Below are 19631 nucleotides of genomic sequence, written 5' to 3' on the forward strand. Positions count from 1 at the left end.
GGCGTCGTCCCACCGGCACGGCGGCCGGGACACGGATTCGTCCCGACCGGGTCGGGCCACCGCGCTCGCCCACGAGGTCGTGGTCATGGTCGTGATCCGTCGGGCCGGACGTGCGGGCCGACGGCGGCAGGCACGTCGCCTCGACCGCGCCGTTCCGGGTCGTCCCACCACCGCAGGACGGTGGTCGCGAGGAACGTCAGCCACTTCGAGGGCTCCCCGGCGGCGGCGTCGACCTCGAACCAGACCCGGCCGGGCTGCCGCCCCGCCTGGAGCCAGACACCGTCCGGCTGACGGGCGGCGCGGATCCGCTCGACCGCCTCCGCCATCCGCCGGTCCGGCCCGGTGCCGTCGTGCAGCGATGCCGCCCGGAAGTAGCAGGCCGCGTTGAGCACGCTGTAGGTCCAACGGAACGGGTACCCGAAACGCAGTGCCCAGGGCCCGACCGGCTGACCCGTCGACAGCCTGCGGTACAGCCCGCGCGCGAGTAGGTAGTCCTCGCCGGAGCGGCGCGCCTCGCGTACCCGCTCGCGGTCGCCGGTCGCCCGCTCGTAGTCGAGCAGACCCTTGAGCGCGTTGAGGGTGGAGTGGAACGAGGACTTCGTCGCCCCGTCGACCCACTCGCAGTTCCAGCCGCCGTCGGACAGCCGGTGGGCGAGGAACCAGTCGACGATGCCGTCCACGTCGGCACCGAGCCAGAGACCGTTCGAGAGCGTCCACGAGTTGACGCAGCAGTCGACCTCGCCGCCCCAGTACGGCAGGTCGTCGTACTCCCAACGGCTGTTCGCCGCGAGTTTCTCCGCCGTACCGGCGAGCGCGTCGGCGTCCAGCCCCCACTCGCGCAGCGTGTTCAGCGTCCAGGTGGTCGCCGTCCACGGCTGGCCGCCCTCCTGCGCCTCCGGGCCGTGCCAGTCGAAGTCGGCCGGGAAGAATGCGCCCCCGGCCCACTGCCCGTCGGGATCCTGTAGCGCCAGCAGCCGTGCGCCGAACCCCTCGGTCCCGACCCGGGCCCTCGTCGCCGCCCACACCTCCGCCGGCAGCCGCAGCAGGTCCCGCTCGACCTGCCAGCGCAGGGCGGGGTCGGAGTCCAGTAGCCAGTCGGTGAGCGAGCTGCCAACCATCACCGCAGGGTAGCGCCGACCGGACCCACGCGTGGGGGGCCGGTGCGGGGCCGAACCCGAATCGGACGGTGGCTGACAGCCTGCGGACAGTGATCTGAAAGGGGTGCCCGGATAACGTCCGGCTCTCACCCTTGGAGGATGCCGTGGTCCTGTCGCGCGGTCTTGTCGCCTCGCTCGCACTGCTGGTGCTGGTGCCGACCGGTCTGGCGGTCACCGGGCCGACGCCCACCGTCGCGGCACCGGCCACTCCGCAGGCGCCGGGCCCGGACGGACCACAGGGGCGCGGGTCGGAAGCGGGTGCACCGGACGGGACCGGACAGGGGGCGCGCGCCGACGGCGACAACGGCTCACCGGCCGCCGTGGCGCGCGCCTCCGGGCGACGTGTCGAGATCATGGCCGAGCGGTCCGAGACGCGACAGGTGTTCGCCAACCCGGACGGCACGGTCACGGCAGAGCTGACCGTCGAGCCGGTCCGGGTCAGGCGCGGCACCGACTGGGTACCCGTGGACACCTCGCTGCGGGCGGGCCCGGACGGCCTGCTCAGCCCGGCCGCCTCGGCGGTGTCGCTGGCCTTCTCCGGCGGCGGGGCCGCACCCCTGGTACGGCTGGCGGACGGTGACCGGCGCATCGAGCTGCGCTGGCCGGGCGACCTGCCCCGGCCCGTGGTCGACGGCGACACCGCCAGCTATCCGGAGGTGCTGCCCGGGGTGGACCTGCGGATGAGGGCCACCAGCCGGGGCTACGCCCAGGTGCTGGTGGTCAAGACCCGGGAGGCGGCCCGGAACCCACGGCTGGCCAGGCTCCAGTTCGGACTCTCCAGCCGGGGTGTGACGCTGGCGGCGGAAAGATCGGGTGCACTGACGGCGAAGGATCCCGACGGGCAGGTCGTCTTCCAGGCGCCGCCGCCCCGGATGTGGGACTCGCCGAGCGGCGGCCCTCGGCTACCGATGCCGTCGGACCCGCCGGTCGAGCCGGCCGACGGGAACAGGTCGTCGGGTGCCCGGACGGCCACGGCCGGAGCCGACGGCGGCGCGGCGCGGGCCGAGCACCGGGCCCAGGGCCGGGTCGAGCTGTCGAGGAGCAGCCTCGCCGTGATCCCGGACCCGCGACTGCTGCGCGACCCGTCGACGAACTTTCCGCTCTTCGTCGACCCCGACTTCGGCGCGGGGCTCAGCGGCTGGGGCGAGGTGCTGGAACAGCATCCCGGCCAGTCGTACTGGGGCGGGGACGGGGACCCGGTCGCCAAGGTCGGCTTCTCCGACTGGGAGGTCCCGACGGTCCGGTACCGGTCGTACTTCCTCTTCGACATCGCCTGGCTGCGGGACCGGAACGTCACCGTGAGCTGGGCCAAGTTCAACGCCCGGGCGGTCTACTCGGCGTCGTGCAGCCCGCGCTGGGTCGACCTCTACCACGTGGGACCGATCGGCCCCGGCCTGAGCTGGAACACCCAGCCCTGGGCGACCTACCTCGGCGGGCAGAACGTCGCGCACGGCTACAGCGCCGCCTGCGGCCCGAACTGGGTGGGCTGGGACGCCCTCGGCGGGGTACGGAGCGCGCTCGGCGGGCGCTCCCCGGCGGTGGCGTTCATGCTGCGGGCCGGCGACGAGGGTGACCGGATCGCCTGGAAGAAGTTCGAGACCAACCCGAACCTGACGATCACCTACAACCAGGTCCCGACCGTGCCGACCGGGCTGTCCGGAGAGCACCGGGCCTGCGCGGCGGAGCCGAACGAGGCGTACGTCTACACGGCGGCACCGGTGTTGCGGGCGACCGGCAGCGATCCGGACGGCCACCAGGTGAAGCTGCGGTTCGAGTGGTGGAACCGGGGCACCAACACCCTGGTCGGCTCGACGACGACGCTGGGCCAGTCCTCGGGTACCCCGTTCGCGGTGACCGTCCCGTCCGGCGCGTTCCAGGACGGCAGCAAGATCCGCTGGCGGGCCCGGGCGCTCGACGACCGCGACGAGTCACCCTGGACCGGCTGGTGCGACCTCACCGTGGACCAGGTGGCGCCGGACCGGGCACCGCTGGTCTCCTCCACCGACTATCCGGAGCAGGACCTCGGTGGCGGGCTCGGCCGGACCGGCACCTTCACGTTCACCGCCAACGGGGTGCCGGACGTGGCCCGCTACCGGTACTGGCTCGGCAACTCGCCGCCGCACGTCGTCGACGCGGCGAACGTCGGTGGAGCGGCGACGGCCCGGCTGACGCCGACCGACTGGGGACCGACGGACCTGTACGTGCAGAGCCTCGACCGGGCCGGGAACCCCAGCCCCAACATCACGAACTACCACTTCAGGGTCGGCCGGGGCACCGGGCCGGTCGGGTACTGGCGGTTGGACGGGAAGGGTGCCGAGACGAGCGCCCTGGACGGGTCGGGCCACGGGCACCACGGCACCGTCAGCAACTCCGGGTCGACACCCGTCGGTGCCGCCTGGACCCTGGGCCGGAACGCGGACGCGCTGCGCTTCGACGGCACTGCCGGGCACGTCAGCACCGGCAACGGCTCGACGGTACGCACCGACGCCACCTTCACGGTCGCGGCCTGGGTACGGCTGGACGACGCCGACGGCAACTGGCACACGGCGGTGAGCCAGGACGGCAACCGGGGCAGCGGTTTCTACCTCCAGTACGTGCCGATGTCCCGGAGTTGGGCCTTCGCCATGCTGCGCTCGGACGTCGACGCCGCCCTCGCCGACCGCGCCGTGGCTGCCACCCCGGCACCCGTCGGAGTCTGGACCCACCTCGCCGGGGTGTACGACGTGGCGACCGCGACGATGCGGCTGTACGTCGACGGCGTACCGGTGGCGTCCACCACGCACGGCACCCCGTGGCACCACGACGGCGGCACCGTGCAGATCGGGCGGGCCCGGCACAACGGCGCGCCGGTCGACCACTGGACGGGCGCCGTCGACGAGGTACGGGTCTTCGACCGGCTGCTCGTCGACGAGGAGATCCGCGAGCTGGCCTCGTCTCCGGCGAACGACGAGGGACTCTGGCCGATGGAGGAGGGGCAGGGCGGCACGGCCGGCGACGTCTCGGGCAACTTCCGCACGGCGACGGCGACCGGCGGGGTGACCTGGGCATCGGGTGCGGTGGGCGCCGGTTCGGTCCGGCTCGACGGCACCGGTCACCTGTCGACCGCGAAGCCGGCGCTGCGTACCGACGGCAGCTTCACGGCAGCCGCCTGGGTGCTGCTGGATCCGGCGGGCATGGACGGCACCCGGGCGATCCTCACCCAGGACGGCAACCGGGCCAGCGGCTTCGGCCTGAAGTACCGCGTCGACAGTCGCAAGTGGAGCATCAGCGTCCCGTCCGGGGACATCGACGGACCGTCCTTCGTCCGCGCCGAGTCGGCGGACCCGGCCCGTCCCGGCGAGTGGACGCAGTTGGTGGCGGTACGCGACGTCGCGGCCCGACAACTCCGGCTGTACGTCAACGGCAGCATCGTCGGCACCACCCCGTTCGACGGCGGCTGGCACGCGACCGGCGGGTTGCAGATCGGCCGGTCGAAGATCGCCGGGCGGCCGGCCGAGTTCTTCACCGGCCAGATCGACAACGTGCACGTCTTCACCGGGGTACTCACCGACGACCAGATCCGCGAGGAGTTCGGCAACCCGCCGACGACCGCGTACACCCCGTTCGCCGGCCAGTTCAGCCGGTACACCAACCACGACGGGGATCATCTGACCGGGATCGGTGCGGTCCCGCCCGGCTACCGGGTGGAGGGATCGCTCGGGTTCCCGGCAGCGGCCGGGGCGGCGAACACCCGGCTGCTCTACGCCTGCCTGCTCGGCGAGACCGACGGGTTCACCTCCGCCGACCCGAACTGCGAGGGGCAGCGCCGGCTGGGCGTACTCGGGTCGGTCTACCAGAGTCCGCCACCGGACGTGCCGAGCACGCCGATCTGGCGCTGCCGGGTCGGTGCCGCCGGCGAGCGCTTCGACAGCGGCGACCCGAACTGCGAGGGCGCGACGGTGGACGGGCCGGTCCTCGGGTACGCCCGCGCCTACGCCCACCTGGTCCGGCACCAACATCGCGACGACCACGCGGCCGACACCGGAATGCTGCCCGGCAGCTACCGGCCGGAGGGCGGTCTCGGCCTGGTGGCGCTGTACGCCGAGCCGAACACGGTCAGGCTGCTGCGCTGCCGCAGCGGCACCGACGAGTTCCTCTCCACGCAGGCCGGCTGCGAGGGCGCGACCGAGGTCAAGATGGCCGGCTACCTGTGGACCGCCGCGCCGCCGGGCTGGTCGGCCAGGCAGCTCCACCGCTGCCGGACCAGGGCGGGCGGAGAACTCTTCGAGTCGCTCGATCCCGCCTGCGAGGGGCAGGTGGCGGTCCGGCCGCTCGGATACGTCGTCACAACACTGGGGGAGTGACACCATGCCTGCTGGACCGAAACCTCGACCGAGACGGGCGGGTCTTGCCGCCGGCACCGTGCTCGTGCTGCTGGCCTCGTTCGCGGTGGCGACGCCACCGGCGTACGCGGAGCCCACCCGCCGTGGTCCGAGCCTGCCGCAGCAGGAGCCGGTCGTGCCGGTGCGGACGATGGTGGTGCCGCCCGCCGAGGAACCGGCGATGCCCACCCTGCGCGGCACCCCTGCGGTCACCTGGCCGGCACCGGCCGCCGCCGACGTCACCCTGCCGGCGGTCGCCGGGCAGCGGTCCGGCTCGACGGCCCCGACCCCGGCCCGCGCCGGTGACCTGCCGGTCTGGGTCGGTCGCCCGAGCACGGCCGGACGGGCCGCCGCCGACACCGCCCCGACGAAGGTCCGGGTGGAACTCCTGGACCGGGCCGCCGCGACCACGGCCGGCGTGACCGGGCTGCTGCTGCGGGTGCGGCGCGGCGACGGCCGGCCGGATGCCGGACCGGTCACGCTCACCGTCGACTACTCCCGATTCCGGCACGCCTACGGCGGCGACTGGGCGTCCCGGCTGCGGCTGACCCGACTGCCGGACTGTGCGGCGACCACCCCGGACCGGGCCGAGTGCCGGCAGCCGACCGCCCTGCCGACCCGCAACGACCCCGGCGCCGGACACCTCGTCGCCGAGGTTCCGGTCACCGGGACGGACCGGACCTTCGCGGTCGCCGCCGCACCTGCCGGCGGGACGGGCGACTACACCGCCACCTCGCTCTCCCCGGCCGGCTCCTGGGACGTCTCCGTGCAGACCGGCGACTTCTCCTGGTCGTACCCGATGCGGACCCCGCCGGTGCCCGGCGGGCTGGTACCCGAGCTGACCGCCGCGTACGCCTCCGGCGGCACCGACGGGCGGGTGGCCAGCACCAACAACCAGACCTCGTGGCTCGGCGAGGGCTGGAACCTGTGGTCAGGGTCGATCGAGCGGCGGTACAGGTCCTGCCTCGACGACACGGCGGGCGGCAGCCCGAGGACCGGTGACCTCTGCTGGGGCACCGAGAACGCCACGATGTCGTTCGCCGGCCGCTCGACCGAGCTGGTCCACGCGGGTCCGGGCAGATGGCGACCGAAGAAGGACGACGGCTCCCGGGTGGAGCAGCTCTTCGGCCCCGCCACCCCGGACGAGGACAACGGCGAGCACTGGCGGGTCACCACGACCGACGGCACGCAGTACTACTTCGGGTCCCGCCCGGAGAGCCAGTCCACCTGGGGGGTGCCGGTCTTCGGCAACGACCCGGGCGAGCCCTGCCACGGCACGACGTTCGCCACCTCCCGCTGCAACCAGGGCTGGCGGTGGAACCTGGACCGGGTCGTCGACCCGCGCGGCAACACCATCACCTACGGCTACCTGAAGGAGACCAACGCCTACGGGGTGAACATGGCCGCCGACAGGGCCACCTACACCCGGGGCGGCACCCTGGACCGGATCGAGTACGGCACCCGGGACGGCTCGGCGGACCAGGCCCCGGCCCGGGTGGTCTTCGGCACCGCCGACCGGTGCGTGCCCGGCGCGAACTGCACCGTCCGGACCCCGGCGAGCTGGCCGGACGTGCCGTGGGACCAGAACTGCGACACCGCCACCTGCGCCAACCGTTTCTCGCCGACGTTCTGGACGACGAAGCGGCTGACGTCGGTCACCACCCAGGTCTGGGGCGGCGCCGACTACCGGGACGTGGACCGGTGGAGCTTCACCCAGGAGTACCCGAACCCGGGCGACAACACCACCGCGGCCCTGTGGCTGCGCGGCATCACCCAGACCGGACTGGTCGGCGGCAGCGTCCCCACCCCGCCGGTGACCTTCAACGGCGTCGCCATGCAGAACAGGGTGGTTTCCGCCACCGACTGCTGCCTGCCGATGAACAAGTACCGGATCGGCGCGGTCAACACCGGGGCCGGTGGCGTGCTCGGCGTCCGGTACGCCCCGGCGGACTGCACCCCGTCGACCCTGCCGCCGGTGCAGGGCAACGGGAAACGCTGCTTCCCGGTCCGCTGGACGCCGCAGGGCGGCCAGACGTTCGACGACTGGTTCCACCGGTACGTCGTGGAGACCGTCTCCGAGGTCGACCGGGTCGGCGGCAACCGGACGCAGTTCACCAACTACGACTACGAGGGCGCGGCGGCCTGGGCGTACCGGGACGACCCGCTGGTCAAGCCGGAGTACCGCACCTGGTCGCAGTGGCGCGGGTACGAGAAGGTGCGGGTGCGCCGGGGTGACCCGCAGGATCCCGGCAGCCCGGCGCAGTCCAGCACCCGCTACCACTACTTCCGGGGCATGGGCGGCAGGCCGGTCGTCGACTCCCAGGGCGTCTCGCACGACGACCCCGAGCAACTCGCCGGCTTCCTCCGCGAGGAGATCACCTACAACGGGGTCGACGCCTCGGGCGTGGACGGACCGGTGGTCAGCGGCGAGATCAACGATCCGTGGCAGCGCGGCCCGACGGCCGTGCAGGGCTCGGCAAAGGCGTACCAGGTGCAGGTCGGCAGGACGGCCACCCGGACCGCGCTCGGCGTCGGCGCCACCGGCGGCTGGCGGCGGACCGAGACGGTGACCACCTTCGAGAACGACCACGGCACGCCGGTCAGCGTGGACGAGCGCGGTGACCTGTCGACGAACACCGACGACCGGTGCACCCGCACCAGCTACGCCCGGAACACCGACCGCTGGATGCTGGTCACCGCGAGTCGGGTGTGGACGATGGGGGTGCCCTGCGGCACCGAGCCGGTACTGCCCGACCACGCGATCTCGGACGTGCTTACCTACTACGACGGCGGCGAGCTGGGCGCCGCGCCCTCGGCCGGCAACGTGACAAAGGTCGAGGAGCTTTCCGGGTACGCGGACGGCGAGCCGAGCTACGTCACCACGGCCCGTACGGTCTACGACCGGTACGGCCGGGCGACCGAGGCGTACGACGCGCTCGACAACGTGACCCGCACCGAATATCTTCCGGCGACCGGGCTGCCGAACACGACGGTGTCGACCAACGCGCTCGGCCACCGGAGCACCACCACGCTGGAGCCGGCCTGGAACCTGCCGGTGACCGTGGTGGACGCCAACGACCGGCGTACCGACATCGGCTACGACGCGCTGGGCCGGGTGACCGGGGTGTGGCTGCCCGGCCGGTCCCGGGCGGCCAACCAGGGCCCGCAGCACCGCTACGACTACGACCTGCGCGACGACCGGGCCACCTCGGTCGCCACCGGCACGCTGCGGGCCAACGGCAACTACGTCACCAGCTACGCGCTCTTCGACGGGTTCCTCCGGGCCCGGCAGACCCAGGCACCGAGCTGGGGCGGCGGCCGGGCGGTCACCGACACCTACCACGACGCGCGGGGACTGGTGGTCAGGACCAACAACCTGTACAAGACCGACGCGACCGCGCCCGGCGGCACGCTGCTGACCCCGGTCGACGAGACGCTGATCCCGAGCCAGACGGTGCACCGGTACGACGGTGCGGGCCGGGTGGTCCGGTCGGCGCTGGAGAAGTTCAACCAGGAGATGTGGGCCACCGTCACCACGTACCACGGTGACCATGTCGAGGTGACGCCGCCGAGCGGCGGGACACCGACGGCGACCTACACCGACGCGCTGGGGCAGACCACCGAGCTGCGGCAGTTCGGTGCCGCCAGGCCGGAGGGCGAATACCGGTCCACCCGGTACCGGTACACCGGGGCCGGTGACCTGGCCGTGCTGGTCGACCCCGCCGGCAACGAGTGGCGCTACCGCTACGACCTGCGCCGCCGGCCGGTCGAGGCGGTGGACCCGGACAAGGGCCGGACCCGGACGACGTACGACCTGCTGGGCCGGAAGACGACCAGCACGGACGCCCGGGGTCAGGTGGTGGCCACCAGCTACGACGCGCTCGGTCGGCGTACCGCCACCCACCAGGACTCGCCGACCGGGCCGAAGCTGTCCGGCTGGGTCTACGACACCGTGGCCAAGGGTCAGCTCGCCTCGGCCACCCGGTACGTCGGCACCGACGCCTACACCAGCACGGTCACCGGCTACGACCCCGGCTACCGCCCGACGGCCGTCACGCTGACCGTCCCCGCAGCCCAAGGCGCGCTGGCCGGCAGCTACGAGACGACCATGACCTACCGGGTCGACGGCAGTCCCGCCTCGGTCGGGCTGCCCCCGCTCGGCGACCTGACCGAGCGCGAGACGGTCGTCTACACCTACGACGACCTCGGCGCGCTGAGCACCGTCGCCGGCACGGAGAAGTACGTCAACAAGACCGTCTACAGCGAGTTCGGCGAACCGGCGCAGTACTGGTTCGGCGAGCCCGAGAACCCGCAACTGTGGCACTCGCTCTACTACGGCCAGGCGACCCGACGGCTGGACCGGTCCCTCGTGGAGCGGGAGACGTCCGGTGCCGCCGTCGACGACACCGGCTACACCTACGACCCGGCCGGGAACATCACCGCCCGCGACGGCAGTACCGCCGGCAGCACCCGTGATCTCCAGTGCCTCCGGTACGACGCCTTCCGGCAGCTCACCGACGCCTGGACGGCCGGCGCGAACTGCTCCGGCCAGCCCGGCAGCTCGATCGGCGGCCCGGCCCCGTACTGGTCGAGCTACCGCTACGACAGCATCGGCAACCGTACCCGGGAGGTCCGGCACGGCCTCGGCGGTGCCGCCGACACCGTGCACACCAGCAGCTATCCCACTCCCGGTGCCGACGCCGTACGCCCGCACGCCGCGACCGGCGTCGCGGTCTCCGGTCCGGCCGGGGCGCGCAGCTACAGCTACCGGCACGACGCCGCCGGCAACACGGTACGCCGGCAGGGTGCCGACGCCGACCAGACCATCGGCTGGAGCCCGGACGGCCTGATGACCTCGGTGACCGTCGGCGGCACGAGCACCAGCCGGACCTACACCCCGGACGCCGAACTGCTGGTCAGCCGGGACTCCACCAGCGCGACCCTCTACCTGCCGAGCGGGCAGGTCCGGCTGGACACCGCTACCGGCAAGCTCTCCGGCACCCGTTACTACCGACACGGAAAGGTCGACGTGGCGAGCCGGACCAGCGCCGGGGTCGACTTCCTCGTGCACGACCACCACGGCACCACCGACCTCGCCGTCGACGCCGGCACACTCGCGGCGACCAAACGGCGCTTCGACCCGTTCGGCGCCCCGCGCGGCGCCCGGCCGGCGGGCTGGCCCGGTGACCGGGGCTTCGTCGACGGCACCACCGAGGGAAGCACCGGGCTGACCCGGCTCGGCGTCCGCGACTACGACCCGGCGACCGGCACCTTCCTCTCGGTCGACCAGGTCCTCGATCCGGCCAACCCGATGCAGTTGAACGCCTACGGGTACGGCTTCAACAACCCGGTCACGTTCAGCGACCCGTCCGGGCTGGCCCCGTGTTCCGGCCCGGACGGCATCGACTGTGGTCACAAGGTGAGCAAGCAGGGCTTCGGCGACCAGCGGGATCCGGCGAACTACCAGCGGTGGCGGTCGTACCGACAGCGGTGGCGGGACAACTCGAAGGCGGCGCAGACCAGGGCGGTCGAACGCTGGTGGCGGCAGACCGGGCGGGACCTGCGGCGTGGCGACGTACGGTGTGCCGACGGTGCGCGGCAGTGCCCGCCGGCCGCCGGCGAGCCGGCAAAGCGGGCGGCCCGGGAGGCGCTGCGGGCTGCCGAGGAGATCCGGAAGATCCAGGAGATGGGCAGGCCCGGGAACTGGTCGGGCGCGCTCTGCGTCAGCGGCGACGTGCAGGCCGGTGTCGGCCGGTCGCACGAGATGTGCCTGGCCGTGGACGGCAAGGGGATCGGGTGGACCACGGGCACGAAGACGTACTTCGGCGCGGGCAGCGCGGTCAGCGGCAACGTCGGCGTCAAGGGTGCCAACACGGACATCCCGGGACTGGCCGGCGGCGAGACGGCGGTGGGCGGGGACGTGAAGCTCGGCAACTACGAGGGCGGCGTCGAGGTGGCGGTCAGCGACGACCGTACGGTCTCCGTCGGGGTGTCGGGCGGACCGAGCTTCGGCGAACGGGGCGTCTCCGTGTACGGCGGGCGCGGCCACTCGGAGAGCGGCTACTACGCGCAGTGGAACCAGGGACCGACCCCGGTCCAGTCCTATCTGGACTATGCCGACTGCCTCGACACCGGGGGCGCGGCCTCCTGCGCGGTCAGCGTGTCGGGGGCCGGCGCGGGTTCGGACTGAGCCGGACCGGCGTACGGGTTCGCGGAGTCCGGGCGTCCCGCCCTCGCGGTGCCGAGGTGCGGGACGCCCGCAGGTCCGACAGACCGGGACGCGGCGTCGGTCAGCCGAAGGCCGGCATCAACTCGTCGTGGATCAGGCGTAGCTGGCTGTCGACGTCGGCGACCCCGGGTACGTCGCGGCCGGTGAAGGCCCGCACCAGGCTGGCGTCGGTGATGGCGCAGATCATGTGGTTGACCCCGGTGGGCGCGATGTCCCGCTCGATCTTCGCCCGTACCTCGTCCGGAGTGCCGGCCAGGGAGAGCTTCTCGGTGATCTCCGGAGTGGTCAGCTCGATGCCCCGGGCGAGGTCGCCCTTTGCGATGGCATCGACGATCGGCGCCATCTCCCCGGGGTGGACGCCGTTGCGTTCGAGTTGTTCGGCGGGCATCGCCGAGGCGTACAGCCCGACCATGCTCCGGGCCGCTTCCCTGGCCGCGGCCGGGTCCGGTCCGACCGCGAAGACGACCCACGCGCCGATGTCCAGGGACCGCCAGTCCCGGCCCGCGCGTTCCGCACCGATCCGGAAGTGCTCGACCGCGTACTCGTACGCGCCGCGCGAGTAGCTGAGCGCGTGGTGCACCCCGTCGGAGAGTTCACCGGCCGCCTGGAACGACTTCGGCCCCCGCATCGCCCCGATCTTGACCGGCAGGTGCCGCTGCACCGGGCGGGCGAAGGTGAACAGGCCGTCGTACGAGTAGAACTCGCCGTCCCGGGTGATGGTCCCCTCGTCCAGCAGCGTGCGGACGACCCCGACCGCCTCCCTGACCCGGCTGAGCGGCTTGGTGGTGGTCCAGTCGATCTTGTATTGGGCCAGTACGCCGAAGTTGCCGCTGCCCAGCACGACCTCGGCGCGACCGTCGGTGAGTTCGTCCAGGGTCGCGGCGGCCTGCGCGATCAGGCTCGGTTCGCGCAGCGTGACGGCGGACACGCTCGGGCCCATCCGGATCCGCGAGGTCTGCGCCGCGGCGGCGGCGAACAGCAGCCACATGTCCTTGTGCCACGGCTCGTCCGCCGCGTAGACGGCGTGGAAGCCGAGTTCGTCCGCCAACCTGATCGAGGCCAGCGACTCGCCGAGCGGATAGTCGGGGAGCATGGCGTAGCTGAACTTCATGGTGGTGCCTCCTGACCGTGGGCGTCACAGGTAGGGGGAAGCAGAGCAGTTGAAGTAGGTGCCATTCACCCCTTACTAGCATGACTGGGGTCGATGTGTCGATAATTCACACCTGGGTACGCGTCCACTGCTGGTTGGTGCCGCTGCCGCAGGCGTACTGGGCGATGTCGGTGCCGTCGGCGGTGCCGCCGCTGACCACGTCGAGACACTTGCCGCTGTGCCGGGCGCGCAACTGGAAGTAGCTGCCGGTGGCGACCCACTGCCACTGCTGGTTGGTCCCGCCGCCGCAGGTGTACTGGATGACGTTCGCGCTGTCGGCGGTCGACGCGGATGCCACGTCGAGACACTTGCCGCTGTTCTGGTTGACGATCCGGACGTAGCCGCTGCCGGCGTCCTGGAACTCCCACTTCTGGTTCCCGCCGCCGTTCCAGGCGTACTGCTTGACCTCCGCGTTGTTCGCCGTGGAGTTGCCGACCACGTCCACGACCCTGCCACTGTGCCGGGCGGTGATCCGGTGGTAGGGCGGCGCCTGGCCGGTGATCGTGCCGGTGGCGGCGTCGATGGTGATCGACGGGTACCAGTTCAGGCTCATGCTGGTGCTGGAGGGGAAGGTGATCGGCAGCCAGACGTACTGCGAGTCGTTGACGGGCCCGTTCCAGGCGCCGGCCCAGCGGTCGCCCAGGTAGAGGTAGCTGGTGGTGGAGCTGCCCTGGATCGGGAGTACGAACGTCGGCTGGGACCGGAACGTGGTCGAGTCGCCGACGTTGGTCCAGCCGGTCCAGGGTCCGGAGATGCTCGACGCGGTGGCGTACCTGGCCTGGTTGGGGTTCCATCCGGTCGCCGCCGAGGTGAGCAGGAAGTACGTGCTGCCCCGCTTGAACATCGCGGGCGCCTCCCGGTGGGCGTCGTTCCAGAAGTTGCCGACCAGGGTGGAGATGTTGAGGAAGTCCGCCGTGAGCCGGTAGATGTGCAGGTCGTAGTTCTCGTCGGCGGCCGAGATCATGTACGCGGTGCCGTTGTCGTTGTAGAGCGTGATGTCCCGGGACATGTGCTGGCCGAGCGGCCGGAAGCTGCCGTGGTAGGTGTAGTTGCCGTCGACGGTGGCCGACGAGGCGACGGCGGCGCGGGCCTCGCCGTAGTCGGACCCGTTCTCCTTGTGCATCCACATCACGTACCGGCCGGTGCTGGCGTTGTAGACGACCTTCGGCCGCTCGATGTTGGCGACCTGTAGCTCGGACGCGGACGACTGGGTGAGGACGTTGCCGCGGAACTCCCAGTCGCGCAGGTTGGTGGAGCGGTACACCGAGACCGCCCGGAACGTGTTGTCCGGGTTGCGGTTCTCGCCGAACCAGTAGTAGTGGTCGCCGACCTTGAGCATGCCGCCGCCGTGGGCCTGGAGCAGGTTGCCGCTGGTGTCCCTGAACTGGGTGCCGTTGGTGATGGTGACCGGTGCCGCCTGAGCGGGCGTGCCCGTCCCGGCCACCGCCGTCATGGTCGCCGCTGCGGTGACGGCGAGCGACAGCCCGAGCGATAGGAACCGCCTGTTCCTGATCACCTTTCTGTCCTCTCTGTTCGGTCCTGCGCGATCGCGCGTGGGCGGACGGGCCCGCTGGTGCCGCCCTGGCGCACCGCCGACCCGGCTCTCGGGCGATGTCGCCGGCCTCCGGCAGGCCAACCCTCCGGACCGCAGGTGGTGGTGGTCCGGCACCATCTTGGTAGTCGAGGGTGCGGCGACGCGCCAGATCTCGAACAGATTCATACACGGACATCAATTAATGAACATCGGCGGTTGCGGCGGGCCGTGGCGCCGGTACTAGGATTCTCTGCCCGGTGCGGTGCGGCGGACGACCGCCGAGACCGGGGAGGTCAGCAGACCCAGCAGTAGACCGAGCCTCCGGCCCGGACGGCGCTCACCGACAGCGCCGCCACCTCGCCGACGAGGTCGTGGGCCAGTTCCTCCTCGATGGTCTCGCCCTCCTCGGCCCGCAGCCGGATCCACTGCTCCGCCGTGGTGGCGAGGGTCCGGTCGTCGGCCTCGGCCAACGCCGTGGTGAGCGCGGGGGACGCGACCAGCACGAGCGGGCCCTCCCCGTCGCCGACCACCACGTCCTGCTCCCCGTCGCTGATGACGTCGTCGAGGCTCCGATTCGTCAGGACGCTCTCCCACTTCTCCAGGGTGGACCAGACGTCGAAGTTGCCGTACTCCGCCGTTTCGAACTCGTCCCCCGGCCCGCCCTCGCCGACGCCGGCCGCGACGGTGTGGTCGGCGGCGACGAAGAACGTGATTATCTTGCTCATCCGGCGATGGTAGGCGGCCCGTCCGTCACTTCCGTGCTCCGAGCCGCACCGGGCGGCCGGCGTCAGTCCGGGAGTTGCGCGGCGAGCAGCTCCGCGTAACTCAGGTTGGCGTGCAGGGTGCGACCCGCGTTGTGCGGGGTGTGTACGACGTTGTGCCGGCCGAGCAGCGGGTCGTCGAGCGGCAGCGGCTCGACGTCGAAGACGTCGGCGGCGAGACTCAGCTCGTCGGCGAGTACCCGGCGGCGCAGTTCCGGCACGTCGCAGATGGTCGCGCGGGTGACCAGCACGACGAGGCAGCCCTTCGGCAGGGCCCGGACGTGCTCGGCGGTGACCAGCCCCTCGGTGCCGGAATTCAACGGCACCATCGGGGCGAAGATCTCCGCGTCGGCGAGCAGCCGCGTCAGGTGCCACTCCCGGCGCGCGCCGGACCGGTGGAACGACGGCTCGGTCGCGTACGGGTCCCAGGCGGCGACGTCCGCACCGAGCATGTGCGTCCAACTGGCGTACCGGCTGGCGATGTTGCCGGCGCCGACGATCCGGACCCGCTTGCCGGCGACCGTGCCGTGGCTGAACGCGGGATCGTCGCCGAACTGCCCGTACGCGTACTGCCAGGGCGAGTCGTCGGAGACGATGGCGGCGTGCTGCTGCGGGATCCGGCGCAGTCCGCAGATCGTGAGGCCGAGGGCGTACTCCGCGACGGACTGTGCCCAGTATCCCTCGGACGGCTGCCGGAGCCGACGCACACCGTGCCGCCCGAGCCGCTCGTCGAGCTCCGCCGACGGCGGCCACGAGTCGGCGACGAACGCCTCGGCGAGCGCCGGCAGCCCGTCGAGGTCGGCGTCGGTCGGCTCGACCCCGAGCGAGAACAGCCGTTCGACGGTGTCCGGGTCGGCGCCGCCCGCGCCGACGGCCGCCGGCAGTGCTACGACCTCGGTGGTCGACAGCCGGGTGAACGAGACGTCGGTGCGGGGTCGGAGCAGCCGGTGCAGGTGGTCGGCCACGAACGGCCAGGACCGTTCGAAGTCGGGGTGCACCACGATCGCTGTCTTCATGCCGCCTCTCCGGGTACCGCCGTCGTGAACGCCTGCCACGCCTGCTCGATCTCCGGCGTTCCGACCGGGGCGCCGAAGACCACGACGTTGTGGTGGAACCGCCGTTCCTGCCCGGCGGGGAGCTGCCAGGCGCCGCCGATGCTGGGACTCGGGCCGACCCCGAGTTCGTTGTCGATCCGCCACGGCACCGGATGGCGGAAGTTGCCGGGATGGTCCATCACGACGACCAGCGGCGGATCGTCGTCCGGGCCGGCGTCGAGCAGCGGCATCCGCACCGCCACCCACCGCGCGGGCTGCTGCTCGGCCTCCGTACCGGCCTGCCCCTCGCTGTTGTACGCCGTGCCGCCGGACTCGGGCCGGTAGGGCATCCGCAGGAACAGCCCGCCGTACGGGTACCGACCGAACGTCAGGTCCCGGGCCGCCCGGAATCCGAGGGCGAGCCCGAGTTCGTAGCGGTCCCCGTGGTCGGTGAGCGTCCACGCCTGCGTCTCGTGCAGCAGCGGCTCACCGCCCGGGGCGCGCAGCTCGGTGCGTACCTCCCAGCTCGCCCGGTTGCCTTCGGTGGACGGCTCGCCGGCCAGCACCGGGTGGAACGTGCCGTCCCGCAGGTGCTTGGAATGCAGACCCTCGTGCCAGAAACCGACACCGTTGACGTCGTTGAGGCCGACGGAGAGGCCGTGCTGCCACGGGTGGTGGTCCGGCGCGTCCTCGGTGACGGTGCCGACCCCGGTCGGCGAGACGATCGGATGGATGTAGGGCCGGGTGTGCGGTCGCGCCTGCTGGGTCAGGATGGGTGTGCCGGATCCGGCCCGGAACACCCGGACCAGGCCCAGCTCCTCGTGCACGGTCAGGTCAGGCATCGACGGCCACCTCCGAACGGGAGAACAGGGGAAGCGTGATCTCCGCGCCGCCGCGCAGCGCCGACTCGTGCGCGCAGATGCCGGCGCTGGTCCAGTTCGCCGAGGCGTACACGTCGGGGAACGGCGCGCGGCCCTCGACGATGGCCGCCACGAACTCGTGGGCCAGGTGGGGGTGTGAACCACCGTGTCCGCTGCCCTGGGTGAATGACAGGTGCCGGTTCTCGTCCGCGTCGTACACGCCGCGCGTGGTGTATTCGCGGATTTCGGCGGGAAGTCGGTCGGCGTAATCGGGGATATCCACCCGCCGGCCGTCCTCGCCGGTGAACACGACGGGGCTGTCCCGTTCGAGCTGCTGCCATTCGTACGCCATTTTGTCGCCGTACACGTCGAAGCTCTCGACGTATTCCCGAGCGACGTCGAACAGTGATCGGGTGACCTCGGCGGCGAGGTCGGAGTCGCGGAGGCGGAACAGGGCGGTCTCGACGGCGAACGGCGGCCCGCCGCGCGTGGCGGCGTGGTCGACGCGGCCGGAGCCGAGGCAGCGCACCGACTCCGCCTCCCGCTCGGCGAGGGCGAGCAGCGGCGCGACGGCGTGCGTGGCGTAGTGCATCGGGGGCAGGTCGAGCCAGTAGTCCGGCCAGCCGGCCATCTCCTGCATGTGGGCGCCACGGAGGAACTGGATCCTCCCGAGTTGTCCGCTGTCGCGAAGGTCCTTGGCGTACAGGAACTCGCGGGTGTAGACAGCGGTCTCCATCATCATGTAGGACTTGCAAGAGTCCTGCTGGGCCCGGACGATTCGCGCGCAGTCCGCCACCGAGGTCGCCATCGGTACGGTGCACGCGACGTGTTTTCCTGCGTTCAGTGCGGCAATAGAATGCTCGGCGTGCGCTGCGATTGGTGAATTTATGTGAACGGCATCGATATCCGGGTCCTCCAGCATCGATTCGACACTCGTGTGGCGGCCGGCGATCCCGAAATGGTCGGCGATCCGGTGCAGCGAGTCCTCGGTGCGCTGGCACACCGCGACGAGTTCGGCGTGCGGGTGAGCCTGGTAGATCGGGATGAACTCGGCGCCGAAACCTAGCCCAATGATCCCGATCCGTACCTTCTGCCTCATGCGTGTACCTTTCTTCGTTACGAACCAAAGGTACGGACGGCGGTTCGGAACCTCCATGAACTATCCCGCTGCAACCCTTAGAAATTCCCCCGTCGCGGCGGGCCCCTGAAAGCGAGCACAGACCCGTGGACACAGCGATCGCGCACACCGCCACCCCCGTCCGAAGCAGCGGCACCCGGCATGTGGCCCTGCTGGTCGAGACCTCCAACGCCTATGCCCGCGGCCTGCTCGTCGGGATCAGGAAATATCTGGTCAGCCACCCTGGCTGGTCGATCTACCTGGCCGAGCACTCCCGGCACGAAACCGACCTGTCGTGGCTCGACGGCTGGCGCGGGGACGGCGTCATCGCCCGGATCGAGAACCAGGAGACGGCAGAGCGGGTACGGCGACTGCGGGTGCCCGCCGTCGACCTCAGCGCCGCGTACCTCACGCCGGAACTGCCGTGCGTCGAGACCGACGACGCGACGATCGCCCGCTGGGCGACGGAGCACTTCGCGGAGCGGGGGCTGCGCAACTTCGCCTACTGCGGAGACGCCCGGTTCGGCTGGTCCGTCAAGCGCGGTGACCACTACGCGGCCGAGGTGCGGCGGCTGGGGCACGAGCCGCACGAGTTCCGGATGGAGCCGTCCGGGACACTGGCCGGCGATCGGCTCGCGCTGGCGAGCTGGCTGCTCGACCTGCCCAAGCCGGTCGGCGTCCTGACCTGCTACGACATCGCCGGGCAGGAGGTCCTCGAGGCGTGCAAGATCGCCGGGCTGGCGGTGCCGGACAGCGTCGCCGTGCTGGGCGTCGACAACGACGAGCTGATGTGCAACCTGACCACGCCGGCACTGTCGAGCATCCAGCCCGACACCACCCGTACCGGCTTCCTCGCCGCGTCGCTGCTCGACCAGATGATGTCCGGCCAGGCCCTCGACCCCTGCCTGCACCTGATCCCGCCGCTGCGGGTGGAGACCCGGCAGTCCTCCGACATCCTCGCGGTCGCCGACCCGGTCGTCGCGCGGGCGTTGCAGCTCATCCGGGACCGGGTCGACGAGGGCATCCCGGTTTCGGCGGTCCAGCGGCACGTCGGACTCTCCCGCCGCGCGCTGGACTACCGCTTCCTGCGGGTGCTGGGCCGCACCGTGCACGAGGAGATCACCCGGGTACGCATGGAACGCCTGGCCGACCTGCTCATCCGCACCGACTGGACGCTGCCCCGGCTCGCCGAACGGCTCAACTTCAGCCACGCCGAGTACATGGGCGTGGCGTTCAAGAAGTACAGCGGCAAGTCACCCGGCGAGTACCGCCGGGCCAACCGCTCCCCGCTGCCCGGCTGACCTGCGGGCATCGGGAAGCGGTTGGACATCGCCTCGCGGTCTGTCGACCTCGGGCCGGTGCCGGGACGCCGTCGTCCGGGACCTGGCGGCGGTGCCGCTCACCGCGCTTGAGGCGCCGGGACACCTG

General features: G+C 71.8%; 10 protein-coding genes. 3 read left to right on the plus strand and 7 right to left on the minus strand.

Going from position 1 to position 19631, the window contains the following annotated elements:
• Positions 1–83: 83 nt before the first annotated feature.
• Positions 84–1118, minus strand: a complete 1035-nt coding sequence (locus Pen02_RS17315; RefSeq protein ID WP_203867083.1) for a squalene cyclase — start codon at positions 1116–1118, stop codon at positions 84–86.
• A gap of 143 nt (positions 1119–1261) precedes the next feature.
• On the opposite strand from Pen02_RS17315, the gene Pen02_RS17320 reads away from it, so the two are divergent.
• Together Pen02_RS17320 and Pen02_RS17325 are read left to right on the plus strand one after the other, a co-directional pair.
• Positions 1262–5500: a LamG-like jellyroll fold domain-containing protein gene (locus tag Pen02_RS17320; RefSeq protein ID WP_203867084.1), complete on the plus strand. Its 4239-nt coding sequence runs from the start codon at positions 1262–1264 to the stop codon at positions 5498–5500.
• A gap of 4 nt (positions 5501–5504) precedes the next feature.
• Positions 5505–11708 carry an RHS repeat-associated core domain-containing protein gene (locus Pen02_RS17325; protein WP_203867085.1) on the plus strand — a complete coding sequence of 2068 codons (6204 nt, stop codon included), beginning with the start codon at positions 5505–5507 and terminating at the stop codon, positions 11706–11708.
• Between the two features lie 100 nt (positions 11709–11808).
• Here Pen02_RS17325 and Pen02_RS17330 read toward each other — a convergent pair whose 3' ends face one another.
• The 6 genes from Pen02_RS17330 to Pen02_RS17355 form a co-directional block, all read right to left on the minus strand.
• A complete protein-coding gene (locus Pen02_RS17330) occupies positions 11809–12858 on the minus strand; it encodes an LLM class flavin-dependent oxidoreductase (RefSeq protein ID WP_203867086.1) in 1050 nt (349 codons plus the stop codon).
• A 106-nt stretch (positions 12859–12964) separates the two neighbouring features.
• Positions 12965–14413 carry an RICIN domain-containing protein gene (locus Pen02_RS17335; RefSeq protein ID WP_239140875.1) on the minus strand — a complete coding sequence of 483 codons (1449 nt, stop codon included), beginning with the start codon at positions 14411–14413 and terminating at the stop codon, positions 12965–12967.
• 311 nt (positions 14414–14724) lie between these two features.
• Positions 14725–15156, minus strand: a complete 432-nt coding sequence (locus Pen02_RS17340; RefSeq protein WP_203867087.1) for a hypothetical protein — start codon at positions 15154–15156, stop codon at positions 14725–14727.
• A gap of 62 nt (positions 15157–15218) precedes the next feature.
• Entirely contained in the window at positions 15219–16208 is a 990-nt protein-coding gene (locus Pen02_RS17345) for an NAD(P)-dependent oxidoreductase (protein ID WP_203867088.1), read from the minus strand.
• Complete coding sequence (locus Pen02_RS17350) at positions 16205–17068, minus strand: DUF6807 domain-containing protein (protein ID WP_203867089.1); 864 nt, start codon at positions 17066–17068, stop codon at positions 16205–16207. The genes Pen02_RS17345 and Pen02_RS17350 overlap by 4 nt, the downstream gene beginning before the upstream one ends.
• Positions 17061–18185, minus strand: coding sequence for a Gfo/Idh/MocA family protein (locus Pen02_RS17355; RefSeq protein WP_203867090.1), 1125 nt, complete (start codon positions 18183–18185; stop codon positions 17061–17063). The genes Pen02_RS17350 and Pen02_RS17355 overlap by 8 nt, the downstream gene beginning before the upstream one ends.
• A gap of 125 nt (positions 18186–18310) precedes the next feature.
• On the opposite strand from Pen02_RS17355, the gene Pen02_RS17360 reads away from it, so the two are divergent.
• Complete coding sequence (locus tag Pen02_RS17360) at positions 18311–19504, plus strand: AraC family transcriptional regulator (RefSeq protein ID WP_203867091.1); 1194 nt, start codon at positions 18311–18313, stop codon at positions 19502–19504.
• Positions 19505–19631: the final 127 nt, after the last annotated feature.

The sequence above is a fragment of the Plantactinospora endophytica genome, assembly GCF_016862915.1.
Taxonomy (GTDB): domain Bacteria; phylum Actinomycetota; class Actinomycetes; order Mycobacteriales; family Micromonosporaceae; genus Plantactinospora; species Plantactinospora endophytica.